Source organism: Cupriavidus taiwanensis LMG 19424, assembly GCF_000069785.1.
GTDB lineage: Bacteria > Pseudomonadota > Gammaproteobacteria > Burkholderiales > Burkholderiaceae > Cupriavidus > Cupriavidus taiwanensis.
The window spans coordinates 434405-448446 of record NC_010528.1; the positions used below are offsets into that span (position 1 = coordinate 434405).

Here is a 14042-nt window from a genome sequence, read left to right on the forward strand (position 1 = left end):
TCCCAAGTGAGGAGACACCACATGATTCGCATCCGCAAGACCATCGCGCTGTGCCTGCTGGCGGTGCTCGGCAGCGCCAGCGCCGCCAGCCTGGCGGCCGAGTTGCCGGCCGGCACCGTGATCGACAAGGACAACCTAGACAAGATCAAAAGCGACACCTTCGACGGCCATACCATCGCCAGCCTGCTTACCGAAAAGCTGGAGTGGCAGATCCGCAATACCGGCCTGAAGATCCCGCTGGGCCACGCCAAGCCGGTGCAGCTCGATCCCAAGTACCTGGAGGCGACGCGCAAGAACGCCGGCAAGGCGCAGTTCGACGAGAAGACCCGCGAGGTGACCGGCTGGGAGGCCGGCATTCCGTTCCCGCAGGTCAGCCAGAACGATCCCTTCGCCGGCGACAAGCTGATCTGGAACTTCTATTACGCCTCGCCGGAAGGCGACGTCATCAACAACAAGGTCACCTTCCTGATGATCAGCGGCGACAAGGGCCTGGAGTCGACGCAGGACTGGGTGTTCCAGCGCTACTACATGAAGGGCCGGCTCAGCGGCGACAAGCCCGTGCTGGGCGACGGCAGCGTGCTCAGCAAGACCTTGTTCGCCGCGACCGCGCCGGAGGACATCCGCGGGCTGGGCACCTTCACCATCCGCTACGACAGCCCCAAGCTGGAAGACAGCTGGGCCTATATCAAGTCGGCCCGGCGCACGCGGCGGCTGTCTGGCGGCGCGTGGATGGACCCGGTCGGCGGGCTGGACGTGCTCAACGACGACATCTATGTCTGGAACGCCAGGCCGTCCTGGTACCCGAAGATCAGGCTGGTGGGCAAGCGCTGGATCCTGGCGATCTCGGACGCGAAGCTGGGCTACACGCCGTCCAAGAAGGGCACGCCGGACGAGTGGAAGACCGTGGACCTGAAGAACGCGCCGTACTGGAACCCGGTGCAGACCTGGCAGCCGCGCGAGGTGTGGGTGATCGAAGGCACGCCGCCGGGCGAGCACCCCTACGGCAAGAAGGTGGTCTATATGGACGTGAACTACCCGCGCGTCTACATGGGCGAGGCCTATGACAAGAAGGGCGAATTCTGGAAGTTCATCAACTTCCATATGACGCCGTCGACCGGAGAGGACGGTACCAAGTACTCTTCCTCGATCCAGGGCGACATCATCGACTTCAAGGCCCGCCACGCCTCGATCTACCTGTTCCGCGGCTACAAGCTCAACGAGGCGAAGATCAAGGAGGCCGACATGAACTACAGCGCGCTGGAGTCCATCGCCAAGTAGTGCCATTCGCAAGCGCGGTACGACCGCGCGTTTTCCGGGCTCGGCCTGCTTGGCGGGCTGGCCCGGGCGAGGAGGATCATGGAAATCAAGACAATGACGGATGAGCAGCGCAAGGCCGTGGCGCTGGAGTACTTCAGGCGCATGGACCGGGGCGAGAGCGTGCTCGACCTGTTCGACGAGCACGCCGAGTTCTGCTTTCCCAAATGGGGCGTGGCGCGCGGGCGCGCGCAGATCGAACAACTGTTCGGCGACCTGATGGGGATCGTGGCATCGGTGCGCCACGATATCGCCCATGCCAACTACATCCAGCAGGGCGATCTGCTGGTGGTGGAAGGGACCTCCGCGGGCAGCCTCGTCAGCGGCGAAACCTGGCGTGCTGACATCAGCCACGCCGGGCGCTGGTGCGACGTGTTCGAGATCCGCAACTTCCGCATCCAGCGCTGCTACGTCTACCTGGACCCCGATTACGGCGGGCAGGATGTCGGGCGCTATCCCTGGCTGCGCCAGCGGCACGGAGGCAAGGCCGGCTTCGCCTAGTGGCGGCGGCTCACCGGGGCCAGGTGACGAAGCACCGCGCGCCGGTGGATAATGCGCGCCATGGAAATCAAATGGCTTGAAGACTTCGTCAGCCTGGCCGAGACGCACAGCTTCTCGCGCTCGGCCGAACTGCGCCACGTCACGCAGCCGGCGTTTTCGCGCCGGATCCAGTCGCTGGAGGCGTGGGTCGGCACCGAGCTGATCGACCGCTCGAGCTATCCCACCAGCCTGACCCCGGCCGGCAAGGTGTTCTACGAGCAGGCGCTGGCCATGCTGGCGCAGGTCAGCGAGACCCGCGCGCTGATGCGCGGCCAGCGCTCGGCCAACGCGCAGGTGCTGGAATTCGCGGTGCCGCATACGCTGTCGCTGACCTTCTTTCCGGAGTGGCTCAAGGCGCTGGAACGCAAGCTCGGCACGCTGCCGTGCCGGCTGCGAGCGCTCAATGTCCACGACGCGGTGCTGATGCTGGTCGAGGGCGGCTGCGACCTGGTGATGGTCTACCACCACGCGCGCCAGGCCATCCAGCTGGATCCGGCGCGGTACGACATGCTGGTGCTCGGCACCGAACGGCTGTCGCCCTACAGCGTGCCAGATGCCGCCGGCAAGCCCCTGTTCCGGCTGCCGGGCACCGACAAGAAGCCGGTGCCGTTCCTCAGCTATACGCCCAACGCCTTCCTCGGCCGCATGGTCGACCTGCTGCTGGCCGAAACCGCCGAGGCGCTCAAGCTCGACAAATGCTACGAGACCGACATGGCCGAGGCGCTGAAGGTGATGGCGCTGTCCGGCCACGGCATGGCCTTCCTGCCCGAAAGCGCGGTACGCGACGAGGTCGCGGCGGGGCGGCTGGTGCGGGCCGAGTCCGCGCGCAGCCTGCCGCTGTCGATCGACATGGAGATCCGCTTGTATCGCGAGAAGCCGGGCGAGAACGGCGGAGAGCGGCGCGCCGGGGCACGGCGCAAGCGGCAACTGGTGGACCAGGTGTGGGGGACCCTGACCTCGGCGTAGCGGCGGTTTTCTCCAACGTTATGCGTGTCTTGCATAACCCGATGAACAAACGGCATTGGATTCCTGGCGGCCGCCAAGCCTAAGCTTGCGCCCATCTTCCACCCCGGAATCCACCCGATGTCTTCCGCAGCACCGACCAACACTGCTGGCCAAAAGCACGCACTCCCGTCCTACCTCAACGCCGACAACCTCGGCCCCTGGGGCATCTACCTGCAGCAAGTCGACCGCGTCACGCCCTACCTGGGTTCGCTGGCGCGCTGGGTCGAAACCCTGAAGCGCCCCAAGCGCGCCCTGGTCGTCGACGTTCCCATCGAACTGGACAACGGCACCATCGCCCATTTCGAGGGCTACCGGGTGCAGCACAACCTGTCGCGCGGTCCGGGCAAGGGCGGCGTGCGCTTCCACCAGGACGTGACGCTGTCCGAGGTGATGGCCCTGTCGGCCTGGATGTCGGTGAAGAACGCCGCGGTCAACGTGCCGTACGGCGGTGCCAAGGGCGGCATCCGCGTCGACCCGCGCACGCTGTCGCAGGCCGAGCTGGAACGCCTGACGCGCCGCTACACCAGCGAAATCAACATCATCATCGGGCCGAGCAAGGACATCCCGGCGCCGGACGTCAACACCAACGCACAGGTGATGGCGTGGATGATGGACACCTATTCGATGAACTCGGGCAGCACCTCGACCGGCGTCGTGACCGGCAAGCCGATCTCGCTGGGCGGCTCGCTGGGCCGCCACGAGGCCACCGGCCGCGGCGTGTTCGTGGTCGGCTCCGAGGCCGCGCGCAATATCGGCCTCGAGGTCAAGGGCGCGCGCGTGGCGGTGCAGGGCTTCGGCAACGTCGGCGCGGTCGCCGCCAAGCTGTTCCATGAGGCCGGCGCCAAGGTGGTGGCGGTGCAGGACCATCGCACCACGCTGTTCGACCCGGCCGGCCTGGACGTGCCGGCGATGATGGAACACGCCTCGCACAGCGGCACCATCGACGGCTTCCGCGGCGAAGTCCTGCGCAGCGAGCAGTTCTGGGAAGTCGATTGCGACATCCTGATCCCGGCCGCGCTGGAAGGCCAGATTACCGCCGAAAACGCGCCGAAGATCACGGCAAAGCTGGTGATCGAGGGCGCCAACGGCCCGACCACGCCGCAGGCCGACGATATCCTGCGCGAGCGCAATATCCTGGTCTGCCCGGACGTGATCGCCAACGCCGGCGGCGTGACCGTGTCCTACTTCGAGTGGGTGCAGGACTTCTCCAGCTTCTTCTGGACCGAGGAAGAGATCAACCAGCGCCTGGTACGGATCATGCAAGAAGCCTTCCGGGCAATCTGGCAGGTGGCACAGGAGAACAAGGTGACGCTGCGCACGGCGGCGTTTATCGTGGCCTGTACGCGGATCCTGCAGGCGCGCGAGATGCGCGGCCTGTACCCCTGATCGGGGCAGGCAGGCCTGGGGCGAGGCACTGGTATGGTGCAGTGCAATAATCGTCCCGGTCCACGGCTTCATGACCGTCAGACGCGGTCTCCGGCAAGCGCCGGAGGCCGCGTTGTCGTATCCGGACGCGGTGCGCACGGATTGCCCCGAAGTGAGGTTCTAGGAGAAAACCCAGTTGTATTGCGCCGGATGCTGCGCAATACTGTTTCACCAGTGGGGGTTTTGTTTCTGGAATCCCGCTTTCTCTTCATGGTCAAGGAGATGTTATGAATTTCGCCAAGTTGGCTGCCCTGATGATTGCCGGGGGCGTAATGTGCGGGACGGCACAGGCAGCCGAACAACTGACGGGCACGCTGAAGAAGATTAAGGACACGGGCGTCATCACGCTCGGCGTGCGCGAGTCGTCGATTCCGTTCAACTACAACCTGGGCGGCGTGCGCCAGGTCGGCTATTCCTACGATATCAACATGAAAATCGTGGAAGCCATCAAGGACCAGCTGAAGCTGCCGAACCTGCAGGTCAAGGAAATTCCGATTACCTCGCAGAACCGCATCACGCTGCTGCAGAACGGCACCATCGATATCGAATGCGGCTCGACCACCAATAACCTGGAACGCCAGAAGCAGGTTGCCTTCACCAATTCCATCTTCATCATCGGCACGCGCATCATGGTGAAGAAGGATGCCGGCATCAAGGACTGGGCCGACCTGAAGGGCAAGAACGTCGTCACCACCGCCGGCACCACGTCGGAGCGCCTGCTGCGCAAGATGAACGACGACCAGAAGCTGGGCATGAACATCATCAGCACCAAGGACCATGGCCAGTCGTTCCTGACGCTGGAATCGGGCCGTGCGGTCGCTTTCATGATGGACGACGCGCTGCTGTACGGCGAGCGCGCCAAGGCCAAGAACCCGGCCGACTGGATCGTCGTGGGCAAGCCGCAATCGCGCGAGTCCTACGGCTGCATGATCCGCAAGGACGATCCGCAATTCAAGAAGCTGTCCGACACCGTCATCTCCGGCATGATGAAGGACGGCTCGATCAATACGCTGTACACCAAGTGGTTCATGCAACCGGTGCCGCCGAAGGGCCTGAACCTGGACTTCCCGCTGTCCGAAGACATGAAGGCGCTGATCAAGGCGCCCAACGACAAGGCGCTGGACTGATCTGACCGGGACAGCGAGCGAAACGGAAGGCATGTCCTTCCGTTTCTTTTTGAGGACGCAATATGAACTACAACTGGCATTGGGGAGTTTTCCTCGAACAGGCCGCCCAGAACGAGACCTACCTGGACTGGATGATCTCCGGCCTGAAGGTCACGCTCGCGCTGGGGCTTTCGTCCTGGGTCATTGCCCTGGTCATCGGCTCGGTGCTCGGCGTGCTGCGCACGGTGCCGAACAAATGGCTGGCCGGCATTGCCGCCACCTATGTCGAGATTTTCCGCAACATCCCGCTGCTGGTGCAGCTGTTCATCTGGTATTTCGTCATGCCCGAGCTGCTGCCCGGCGGCGAGGCGATCAAGCAGATGAACCCGTTCGCGCAGCAGTTCCTGGCCGCCATGCTGTGCCTGGGGACGTTTACCGCCGCGCGGGTCTGCGAGCAGGTGCGCTCGGGCATCAACTCGCTGGCGCGCGGGCAGAAGAACGCGGGCCTGGCGATGGGCTTCACGCTGCCGCAGACGTACCGCCACGTGCTGCTGCCGATGGCGTTCCGCGTGATCGTGCCGCCGCTGACCTCGGAGTTCCTGAACATCTTCAAGAACTCGGCGGTGGCGTCGACCATCGGCCTGCTGGAGCTGGCCGCGCAGGGGCGCCAGCTGGTGGACTACACCGCGCGTCCGTATGAGTCGTTCATCGCGGTCACGCTGATGTACGCGCTGATCAACGTCACGGTGATGCTGCTGATGCGCTGGGTCGAGGCCCGCACGCGCGTGCCCGGCTTCATCGGCGGCAAGTAAGGGGGCGCCATGGCTTATTCCTTCGATTTCACCTCGATCAACCCGGCCACGCTGCACGTGCTGGGCGAGGGCATGATGGTCTCGCTGAAAATCACCGTCACCGCGGTGGTGGTCGGCATCATCTGGGGCACCATCCTGGCGATGATGCGGCTGTCGTCGTTCCGGCTGCTGAACTGGTTCGCGCAGGGGTACGTGACCATCTTCCGCTCCATCCCGCTGGTGATGGTGCTGCTGTGGTTCTTCCTGATTATCCCGCAGGTCTTGCAGAGCATCTTCAATTTGTCGCCGGCGACGGACCTGCGCATGACCTCGGCGCTGGTGGCGTTCGCGCTGTTCGAGGCGGCGTACTACTCCGAGATCATCCGGGCGGGCATCCAGAGCGTGTCGCGCGGACAGATGTTTGCCGCGCAGGCCCTGGGCATGACCTATGGGCAGTCGATGCGGCTGGTGATCCTGCCGCAGGCGTTCCGCAACATGGTGCCGCTGCTGCTGACCCAGGGCATCATCCTGTTCCAGGATACGTCGCTGGTGTACGTGAGCGCGCTGGCGGACTTCTTCGGCCAGGCCTACGGCATCGGCGAGCGCGACGGCCGTATCGTCGAGATGCTGCTGTTCGCCGGCCTGGTGTACTTCATCATTTGTTTTTCCGCTTCGCTGCTGGTCAAGCGTTACCAGAAAAAGGTGGCTGTATGATCGAAATCAATAACGTTTCCAAGTGGTACGGCTCCTTCCAGGTGCTGACCGATTGCACCACCAAGGTTGCCAAGGGTGAAGTGGTGGTGGTGTGCGGCCCGTCGGGTTCGGGCAAGTCCACGCTGATCAAGACCGTCAACGCGCTGGAGCCGTTCCAGAAGGGCGACATCCTGGTCGACGGCACTTCGGTGGGCAATCCCAAGACCAACCTGCCCAAGCTGCGTTCGCGCGTGGGCATGGTGTTCCAGAACTTCGAGCTGTTCCCGCACCTGTCGATCACCGAGAACCTGACCATCGCGCAGATGAAGGTACTTGGCCGTTCGAAGGACGAGGCCATGGCCAAGGGCCTGAAGTACCTCGAGCGCGTGGGCCTGAAGAGCCAGGCCGACAAGTACCCCGGCCAGCTGTCGGGCGGCCAGCAGCAGCGCGTGGCAATTGCACGTGCGCTGTCGATGGACCCGATCTGCATGCTGTTCGACGAGCCCACCTCCGCGCTGGACCCGGAAATGGTCAACGAAGTGCTGGACGTGATGGTTCAGCTGGCGCAGGAAGGCATGACCATGATGTGCGTGACCCACGAAATGGGCTTCGCGCGCAAGGTGGCCAACCGCGTGATCTTCATGGACCAGGGCAAGATCGTCGAGGACGCCGACAAGGAAGAGTTCTTCGGCAATATCGACGCCCGTTCGGAGCGCGCGCGCCAGTTCCTGTCGAAGATCCTGCATCACTGAGCGGATTGCCCACTCATGAAAAAAAAGGGACGCTTCGGCGTCCCTTTTTTCCTGGCGCGGATCTGCTCCGGTGCAGGCCGCTCAGGTACAGGCAGTATTGGCCGCGTTCTTGGCCTGCACCTCGGGCGGGATCGGCACGCTCAGCGTCATGGTCGGGCGCCCGTCCTCGAACATGATCAGCTCGCCCGGGGCGAACTGGGTCCAGGTCTCGTTGTCGGTCAGCGGCGCGGTGGCGATCACGGCGACGCGGTCGTCCGGCGTGGTGACCTGGGCGAAATCGATCGACAGGTCGGCGTCGATCAGGTGCGCGGTCGAGAACGGCCATTGCCGCACGATGTAGTAGAGGCGGGTCGAGCAGTGGGCGAACAGCGCCTGCCCGTTGCACAGCAGGTAGTTGAACACGCCGTGCAGCGTGATTTCGCGGGTGATGTCGGCCAGCGCATGCCCCAGCTCGTTCAGCGGCGGCTGCGAGCCCGGGAAACGCTTGCGCAGGCCCTGCATCAGTGTGCAGAAGGCCAGCTCGCTGTCGGTATCGCCCACCGGCTGGTAGACGCCGGACAGGAACGGGGTGAAGCCGTGCAGGTCGCCGTTGTGGGCAAAGATCCAGTGCCGGCCCCACAGCTCGCGCATGAACGGGTGGCAGTTCTCCAGCAGCACAGTGCCCTGCGTGGCCTTGCGGATATGCGAGATGACGTTCTTCGACTTGATCGGATAGCGCTTGATCAGGTCGGCCACCGGCGACGTGCCGGCGGACTGGTTGTCGATGAACAGGCGGCAGGCCTTGTCCTCGAAGAAGGCGACGCCGAAGCCGTCGGCGTGGTGGTCGGTCACGCCGCCGCGGGCGGCGAAGCCGGTGAAGGAGAACGTCACGTCGGTCGGCGTGGCGCAGTTCATGCCTAGCAACTGGCACATATCGGGGCACCGGTCGGCAGCGGGCTGCCGCTTTGCAATAAAATGCAGACATTATCCCGCGCCCCCGCGCCGCTGCCAAGCAACCCGCGGGCGCTCCCGTGCGGTGCCAATGGGCCAGCCATGGGCGTCGCCATACCTGCTAGCAATCCCGAGAACGATGAGTCAATACAAGATTGCCGTAATTCCCGGAGACGGAATCGGCACGGAAGTCATGCCCGAGGGCATCCGGGTGATGGACGCCGCGGCGCGCCGCTTCGGCATCGACTTCCAGTGGGATCATTTCGATTTTTCCAGCTGCGACTATTACGCCCGCCACGGCAAGATGCTGCCGGACGACTGGTTCGACACGCTGGTCAAGTACGACGCCATCTATTTCGGCGCGGTCGGCTGGCCTGACGCGGTGCCCGACCATGTCTCGCTGTGGGGTTCGCTGCTGCAGTTCCGCCGCTCGTTCGACCAGTACGTGAACCTGCGCCCGGTGCGGCTGATGCCGGGCATCCGCAGCCCGCTGGCCGGCCGCCAGCCCGGCGACATCGATTTCTACGTGGTGCGGGAGAACACCGAGGGCGAGTATTCCAGCATCGGCGGGCGCATGTTCCCCGGCACCGAGCGCGAGATCGTGGTGCAGGAAACGGTGATGAGCCGCACCGGCGTCGACCGCATCCTGAAGTTCGCCTTTGAACTGGCCCAGAAGCGTCCGAAAAAGCACCTGACCTCGGCGACCAAGTCCAACGGCATCTCGATCACGATGCCGTACTGGGACGAGCGGGTCGAGGCGATGGCGGCGAATTATCCTGGCATCAAGGTCGACAAGTACCACATCGACATCCTCACCGCGCATTTCGTCCAGCATCCGGACTGGTTCGACGTGGTGGTGGCGAGCAACCTGTTCGGCGATATCCTGTCCGACCTGGGCCCGGCCTGCACTGGCACCATCGGCATCGCGCCGTCGGGCAACATCAATCCGGACCGCACCTTCCCCAGCCTGTTCGAGCCGGTGCACGGCTCGGCCCCGGACATCGCCGGCCGCGGCGTGGCCAACCCGATCGGCCAGATCTGGTGCGGCGCCATGATGCTGGAACACCTCGGCCATGACGAAGCCGGCGCCGCGGTGCTGGGCGCGATCGAGAACGTTCTGGCCGCCGGGCCGGAGCACGCGCCGCTGACGCGCGACATCGGCGGCAAGGCCGGTACCGCCGACCTGGGCCGCGCCATAGCGGAGGCGCTGTGAGCGCCGCGTTCGCGGGGGACGCCCGCGCACTGCTGCTCGAAACCTTCCAGGCCGCCGTGGCGGCGGCCGATCCGCTGCAGATCGTCGCGCAGCACCTGCCGGCGCCGCACGCCGGTGGCCGCACGCTGGTGGTCGGCGCGGGCAAGGCGGCCGCTTCGATGGCCGCGGCGGTCGAGCGCGCCTACGCCGGCAAGGCCACGCTGGAAGGACTGGTGGTCACGCGCTACGCGCACGGCATGCCGACCGACCATATCCGCGTGATCGAGGCCGGCCACCCGGTGCCCGATGAGTCAGGCGAGCAGGCCGCGGCGGAGATCCTGGCCGCGGTGCAGTCGCTGACGCCGCAGGACCGGCTGCTGGTGCTGGTTTCGGGCGGCGGCTCGAGCCTGCTGTCGCTGCCGGCCGAGGGCATCCCGATGGCCGACCTAAAGGCGACCACCCGGGAATTGCTGCGCTGTGGCGCGCCGATCACCGACATGAATATCGTGCGCAAGCACATCTCGCGCATCCAGGGCGGCCGGCTGGCGCAGGCGAGCCAGGCGCCGGTGACCACGCTGATCGTCTCGGACGTGGCCGGCGACGATCCCAGCGCGATCGCCTCGGGCCCGACCGTGGCCGATCCCAGCACTTTCGATGACGCGCTGCAGATACTGCGCCGCTATGGCGCCGAGGTGCCGGCCAGCGTGCAGTCGCACCTGGAACGCGGCGCGCGCGGCGAGGTGCCGGAAACGCCCAAGCCTGGCGATGCGTTGTTCGATCGCGTCGACAACATCATGATCGCCACCGCCCACGGCAGCCTCGAGGCCGCCGCCGCGCTGTTCCGCCAGCGCGGCATCACGCCGGTGGTGCTGGGCGACACGGTGACCGGCGAGGCGCGCGAAGTCGCCCGCGTCTATGCCGCGCTGGTGCGCGAGATTCGCGCGTACAATGCCCCGTTCGCCACGCCCGTGGCGCTGATTTCCGGAGGTGAGTGCACGGTCACTTTGCCGGCCGGCGGCGGCGCCAGCAAGGCGCGCGGCGGGCGCTGCTCGGAGTTCCTGCTGTCGCTGGCGGTCGAACTGGCCGGGATGCCCGATGTGTACGCGATCGCCGCCGACACCGACGGCATCGACGGCTCCGAGGACAACGCCGGCGCGCTGGCCGACCCGACCACGCTGGCGCGCGCCGAGGCCGCCGGCATGCCCGGCCAGCGCCAGCTGGACGCGCACGACGCCTGGGCCTTGTTCGATGCCATCGGCGACCTCGTGGTCACCGGCCCGAAGCGCACCAATGTCAACGATTACCGCGCCATCCTGATTCTCTGATTTCGACGAACGCCAGCCGCCGCCCGCGGCAGGCCCAAGCTAGCCATGACCCAGAAGCTCACCATCACCCGCCCGGACGACTGGCACCTGCACCTGCGCGACGGCGCGGCGCTGGCCGCCGTGCTGCCCGATACCGCCCGCCAGTTTGCCCGCGCCATCGTCATGCCCAACCTGAAGCCGCCGGTGACCACGGTGGCGCAGGCGCAGGCCTATCGCGCCCGCATCCTGGCGGCGCTGCCGGCCGGCATGCAGTTCGAGCCGCTGATGACGCTGTACCTGACCGACAACACCGGCCCCGAGGAAATCGCCGCGGCCAGGGCCAGCGGCTTCGTGCACGGCGTGAAGCTGTATCCGGCGGGTGCCACCACCAACAGCGACGCCGGCGTGACCGATATCCGCCGCTGCTATCCCGCGCTGGAAGCGATGCAGCGCGCCGGCCTGCCGCTGCTGGTGCACGGCGAAGTGACCGATCCCGCGATCGATATCTTCGACCGCGAGGCCGTCTTCATCGAGCGCGTGATGACGCCGCTGCGCCGCGACATGCCTGAACTGAAAGTGGTGTTCGAGCACATCACCACCAAGGATGCGGCGCAGTATGTGCGCGACGCCAGCGGCCCGGTCGGCGCCACCATCACCGCCCACCACCTGCTCTACAACCGCAACGCCATCTTCACCGGCGGCATCCGCCCGCACTATTACTGCCTGCCGGTGCTCAAGCGCGAAACCCACCGCGAGGCGCTGGTGGCGGCCGCCACCTCGGGCAGCGAGCGCTTTTTCCTGGGAACCGACAGCGCGCCGCACGCGCGCGGGCTGAAGGAACATGCCTGCGGCTGCGCCGGCTGCTATACCGCGCTGCATGCGATGGAGCTGTATGCCGAAGCCTTCGATGCCGCCGGCGCACTCGACAAGCTGGAGGCCTTCGCCAGCTTCAACGGCCCGGCCTTCTACGGCCTGCCGCGCAACACCGGCACGCTGACGCTGGAGCGCGAAGACTGGGAACTGCCGGCCGAGCTGCCCTACGGCGACACCACGCTGGTGCCGCTGCGCGGCGGCGAAACGCTGCGCTGGAAGGCACGCTGACGCCTTGCGCACCCAGCAGACAGCGGCCGGCGAGCCTTTCGCCGCCGCACTGGCCGGGATCGACTGGTCCCGGCCGTGGTTTCAACCCTTTGCGCCGCGCGGCGCAGCGCTGGCCGAGGCGGTGCAAGGCGGGGCAGACCTGCGCGCACTGCTCGATGCCCAGTCCGTTGCGTCGGGCCTGCACAACGCGCGCGGCCTGCCGCTGCGCTTTGTCCCCCAGCAGGCCTTGCCCGAGGGGCGCGCCTACGAAGCGCATATCGACGCCACGGGCGAAGTCCCGACGCGCGACAATCTCCATGATTTCTTCAACGCGCTGGTCTGGCTGCATTTCCCCCGGGCCAAGCGCGTGCTCAACCAGATCCAGGCGGCCGTGATCGCGCGCGAAGGCGTGCGGACCGCGCGCGGCGGCGTGCGCGACGCGGCCACGCTGTTCGACGAGAACGCGGTGCTGTTCCTGAGCGAGGGCGACGAACATGCCGAGGCGCTGCGAGGCTTCGCCTGGCAGCAGCTTTTTGTCGCGCAGCGCCACGCATGGGGCACTGCCTGCAGGGTCGTGCCGTTCGGCCATGCCCTGCTGGAAAAGCTAGTGCAGCCGTACAAGGCCGTGACCGCGCATGCCTGGACGCTGCCGCTGGTGGCGGGTGGCGCGCTGGACAAGGCGGTGGCATTGTCGCTGCAGGAGGCGGCTGCTGACGGCACGCTGCGCGGCGGCCGCTGCTTCGCGCCGCTGCCCGTCATGGGAATTCCGGGATGGTGTGACGACAACGCCTCGCCTGATTTCTATGCCGACATCACGGTGTTCCGGCCCGGGCGCATGCGGGATTTACAGCGGCAACCCGATTGAATCGGTGTTAGACTGCGGCCCGCAAAGCAGGCCAGGCAACCGCTGCCTGCACCGCAAGGTGCAGGGGGAGGAAAGTCCGGACTCCACAGGGCAGGGTGTTGGCTAACAGCCATCCACGGCAACGTGCGGAATAGGGCCACAGAGACGAGTCTTGCCGCCGGGTTCGCCCGGCGGGAAGGGTGAAACGCGGTAACCTCCACCTGGAGCAATCCCAAATAGGCAGGCGATGAAGCGGCCCGCTGAGTCTGCGGGTAGGGAGCTGGAGCCGGCTGGTAACAGCCGGCCTAGAGGAATGGTTGTCACGCGCCGCGCGCCGCAAGGCGGGCGGGGCGCACAGAATCCGGCTTATCGGCCTGCTTTGCTTCAGTCATCGGCACGACCCGGCGCCCGCGCGGCGCACCGGGCCGGCCAAATTTCCCTCAGCCTTCGACGATTTCCAGCGTGTGCGTGATCTCGGCTGTCTTGGCCAGCATGATCGACGCCGAGCAGTACTTCTCGTGCGACAGCTTGATCGCGCGCTCGACCGTGGCGGGGTTGAGATTCTTGCCGGTCACCACAAAATGGAACTTGATGCGGGTGAACACCTTGGGGTCTTCGCCGGCGCGCTCGGCCTGCAGCTGCACGCTGCAGCCGGTGACGTCCTGGCGGCCGCGCTTGAGGATCAGCACTACGTCATAGGCGGTGCAGCCGCCGGTGCCCAGCAGCACCATTTCCATGGGACGCGGGGCCAGGTTATGGCCGCCACCTTCGGGTGCGCCGTCCATGGCAACGATGTGGCCGCTGCCGGTCTGGGCGACGAAGCTCATGCCATCGGCGCCCATCCATGTTACTTTGCATTCCATTTTGTTCGTTTCCTGTCTTTGTATTGTCGGTTTTCGATCACAAGCGCGTGATCTCGAATCTTGCATTTCCCAGTATATGGCAACGTCAAGTTCCGGGCAGCGGCGCCGATAACCTTAGAAAAGCTGAGGGTTTCCTCTAGTATGTCGGTTCTGTGACATGCGCAACTATCGAGTAGGGCTTTGATTTTTAAAGGAAATTTTTC

General features: G+C 65.6%; 14 protein-coding genes and 1 other RNA gene. 13 read left to right on the plus strand and 2 right to left on the minus strand.

From position 1 onward, the window contains the following. The first annotated feature begins 21 nt into the window (after positions 1–21). The 8 genes from RALTA_RS02070 to RALTA_RS02105 all read left to right on the plus strand — a co-directional run bounded on the left by RALTA_RS02070 (position 22) and on the right by RALTA_RS02105 (position 7626). On the plus strand, positions 22–1278 hold the full coding sequence (locus RALTA_RS02070; protein ID WP_012351755.1) for a DUF1329 domain-containing protein: 1257 nt from the start codon (positions 22–24) through the stop codon (positions 1276–1278). A 78-nt stretch (positions 1279–1356) separates the two neighbouring features. Continuing rightward, positions 1357–1815 (plus strand): nuclear transport factor 2 family protein, encoded by a 459-nt coding sequence (locus RALTA_RS02075; RefSeq protein ID WP_012351756.1) that lies wholly within the window; start codon positions 1357–1359, stop codon positions 1813–1815. Positions 1816–1875: 60 nt separating this feature from the next. Further along, complete coding sequence (locus tag RALTA_RS02080) at positions 1876–2820, plus strand: LysR family transcriptional regulator (protein ID WP_012351757.1); 945 nt, start codon at positions 1876–1878, stop codon at positions 2818–2820. Between the two features lie 117 nt (positions 2821–2937). Continuing rightward, the gene (locus RALTA_RS02085) at positions 2938–4245 is read left to right on the plus strand and encodes a Glu/Leu/Phe/Val family dehydrogenase (protein WP_012351758.1); all 1308 of its coding nucleotides are present in this window, start codon (positions 2938–2940) and stop codon (positions 4243–4245) included. Between the two features lie 266 nt (positions 4246–4511). Next, entirely contained in the window at positions 4512–5411 is a 900-nt protein-coding gene (locus RALTA_RS02090) for a glutamate/aspartate ABC transporter substrate-binding protein (protein ID WP_012351759.1), read from the plus strand. Positions 5412–5473: 62 nt separating this feature from the next. Next, positions 5474–6202, plus strand: coding sequence for an amino acid ABC transporter permease (locus RALTA_RS02095; RefSeq protein ID WP_012351760.1), 729 nt, complete (start codon positions 5474–5476; stop codon positions 6200–6202). Between the two features lie 9 nt (positions 6203–6211). After that, positions 6212–6895 carry a glutamate/aspartate ABC transporter permease GltK gene (gene gltK, locus RALTA_RS02100; RefSeq protein WP_012351761.1) on the plus strand — a complete coding sequence of 228 codons (684 nt, stop codon included), beginning with the start codon at positions 6212–6214 and terminating at the stop codon, positions 6893–6895. Further along, the gene (locus RALTA_RS02105; RefSeq protein WP_012351762.1) at positions 6892–7626 is read left to right on the plus strand and encodes an amino acid ABC transporter ATP-binding protein; all 735 of its coding nucleotides are present in this window, start codon (positions 6892–6894) and stop codon (positions 7624–7626) included. Before gltK ends, RALTA_RS02105 begins: the two co-directional genes overlap by 4 nt. 81 nt (positions 7627–7707) lie before the next feature. Here the strand turns inward: RALTA_RS02105 and RALTA_RS02110 are convergent, their stop codons facing one another. Beyond that, positions 7708–8538 carry a class II glutamine amidotransferase gene (locus RALTA_RS02110; RefSeq protein WP_012351763.1) on the minus strand — a complete coding sequence of 277 codons (831 nt, stop codon included), beginning with the start codon at positions 8536–8538 and terminating at the stop codon, positions 7708–7710. Between the two features lie 157 nt (positions 8539–8695). On the opposite strand from RALTA_RS02110, the gene RALTA_RS02115 reads away from it, so the two are divergent. From RALTA_RS02115 to rnpB, 5 genes are all read left to right on the plus strand, one after another. Next, positions 8696–9769 (plus strand): tartrate dehydrogenase, encoded by a 1074-nt coding sequence (locus RALTA_RS02115; protein ID WP_041232049.1) that lies wholly within the window; start codon positions 8696–8698, stop codon positions 9767–9769. Further along, on the plus strand, positions 9766–11073 hold the full coding sequence (locus tag RALTA_RS02120; RefSeq protein WP_012351765.1) for a glycerate kinase type-2 family protein: 1308 nt from the start codon (positions 9766–9768) through the stop codon (positions 11071–11073). Before RALTA_RS02115 ends, RALTA_RS02120 begins: the two co-directional genes overlap by 4 nt. Before the next feature lie 45 nt (positions 11074–11118). Then, positions 11119–12153, plus strand: a complete 1035-nt coding sequence (gene pyrC / locus RALTA_RS02125; RefSeq protein WP_012351766.1) for a dihydroorotase — start codon at positions 11119–11121, stop codon at positions 12151–12153. A gap of 4 nt (positions 12154–12157) precedes the next feature. Next, positions 12158–12997, plus strand: coding sequence for a DUF3025 domain-containing protein (locus tag RALTA_RS02130; protein ID WP_012351767.1), 840 nt, complete (start codon positions 12158–12160; stop codon positions 12995–12997). A gap of 23 nt (positions 12998–13020) precedes the next feature. Beyond that, positions 13021–13361: RNase P RNA component class A (rnpB, locus tag RALTA_RS28880), an RNA gene on the plus strand. A 55-nt stretch (positions 13362–13416) separates the two neighbouring features. Here rnpB and RALTA_RS02135 read toward each other — a convergent pair. Continuing rightward, entirely contained in the window at positions 13417–13839 is a 423-nt protein-coding gene (locus RALTA_RS02135) for an OsmC family protein (protein WP_012351768.1), read from the minus strand. Positions 13840–14042 lie beyond the last annotated feature (203 nt).

Excerpts from the sequence above, each read along its gene's own strand:
- RALTA_RS02115 (WP_041232049.1), top strand. The coding sequence starts at position 8,696 with ATGAGTCAATACAAGATTGCCGTAATTCCCGGAGACGGAATCGGCACG.
- RALTA_RS02110 (WP_012351763.1), bottom strand. The coding sequence starts at position 8,538 with ATGTGCCAGTTGCTAGGCATGAACTGCGCCACGCCGACCGACGTGACG.
- RALTA_RS02105 (WP_012351762.1), top strand. The coding sequence starts at position 6,892 with ATGATCGAAATCAATAACGTTTCCAAGTGGTACGGCTCCTTCCAGGTG.
- pyrC (WP_012351766.1), top strand. The coding sequence starts at position 11,119 with ATGACCCAGAAGCTCACCATCACCCGCCCGGACGACTGGCACCTGCAC.
- RALTA_RS02085 (WP_012351758.1), top strand. The coding sequence starts at position 2,938 with ATGTCTTCCGCAGCACCGACCAACACTGCTGGCCAAAAGCACGCACTC.
- RALTA_RS02095 (WP_012351760.1), top strand. The coding sequence starts at position 5,474 with ATGAACTACAACTGGCATTGGGGAGTTTTCCTCGAACAGGCCGCCCAG.
- RALTA_RS02070 (WP_012351755.1), top strand. The coding sequence starts at position 22 with ATGATTCGCATCCGCAAGACCATCGCGCTGTGCCTGCTGGCGGTGCTC.
- RALTA_RS02090 (WP_012351759.1), top strand. The coding sequence starts at position 4,512 with ATGAATTTCGCCAAGTTGGCTGCCCTGATGATTGCCGGGGGCGTAATG.
- RALTA_RS02135 (WP_012351768.1), bottom strand. The coding sequence starts at position 13,839 with ATGGAATGCAAAGTAACATGGATGGGCGCCGATGGCATGAGCTTCGTC.
- gltK (WP_012351761.1), top strand. The coding sequence starts at position 6,212 with ATGGCTTATTCCTTCGATTTCACCTCGATCAACCCGGCCACGCTGCAC.
- RALTA_RS02080 (WP_012351757.1), top strand. The coding sequence starts at position 1,876 with ATGGAAATCAAATGGCTTGAAGACTTCGTCAGCCTGGCCGAGACGCAC.
- RALTA_RS02075 (WP_012351756.1), top strand. The coding sequence starts at position 1,357 with ATGGAAATCAAGACAATGACGGATGAGCAGCGCAAGGCCGTGGCGCTG.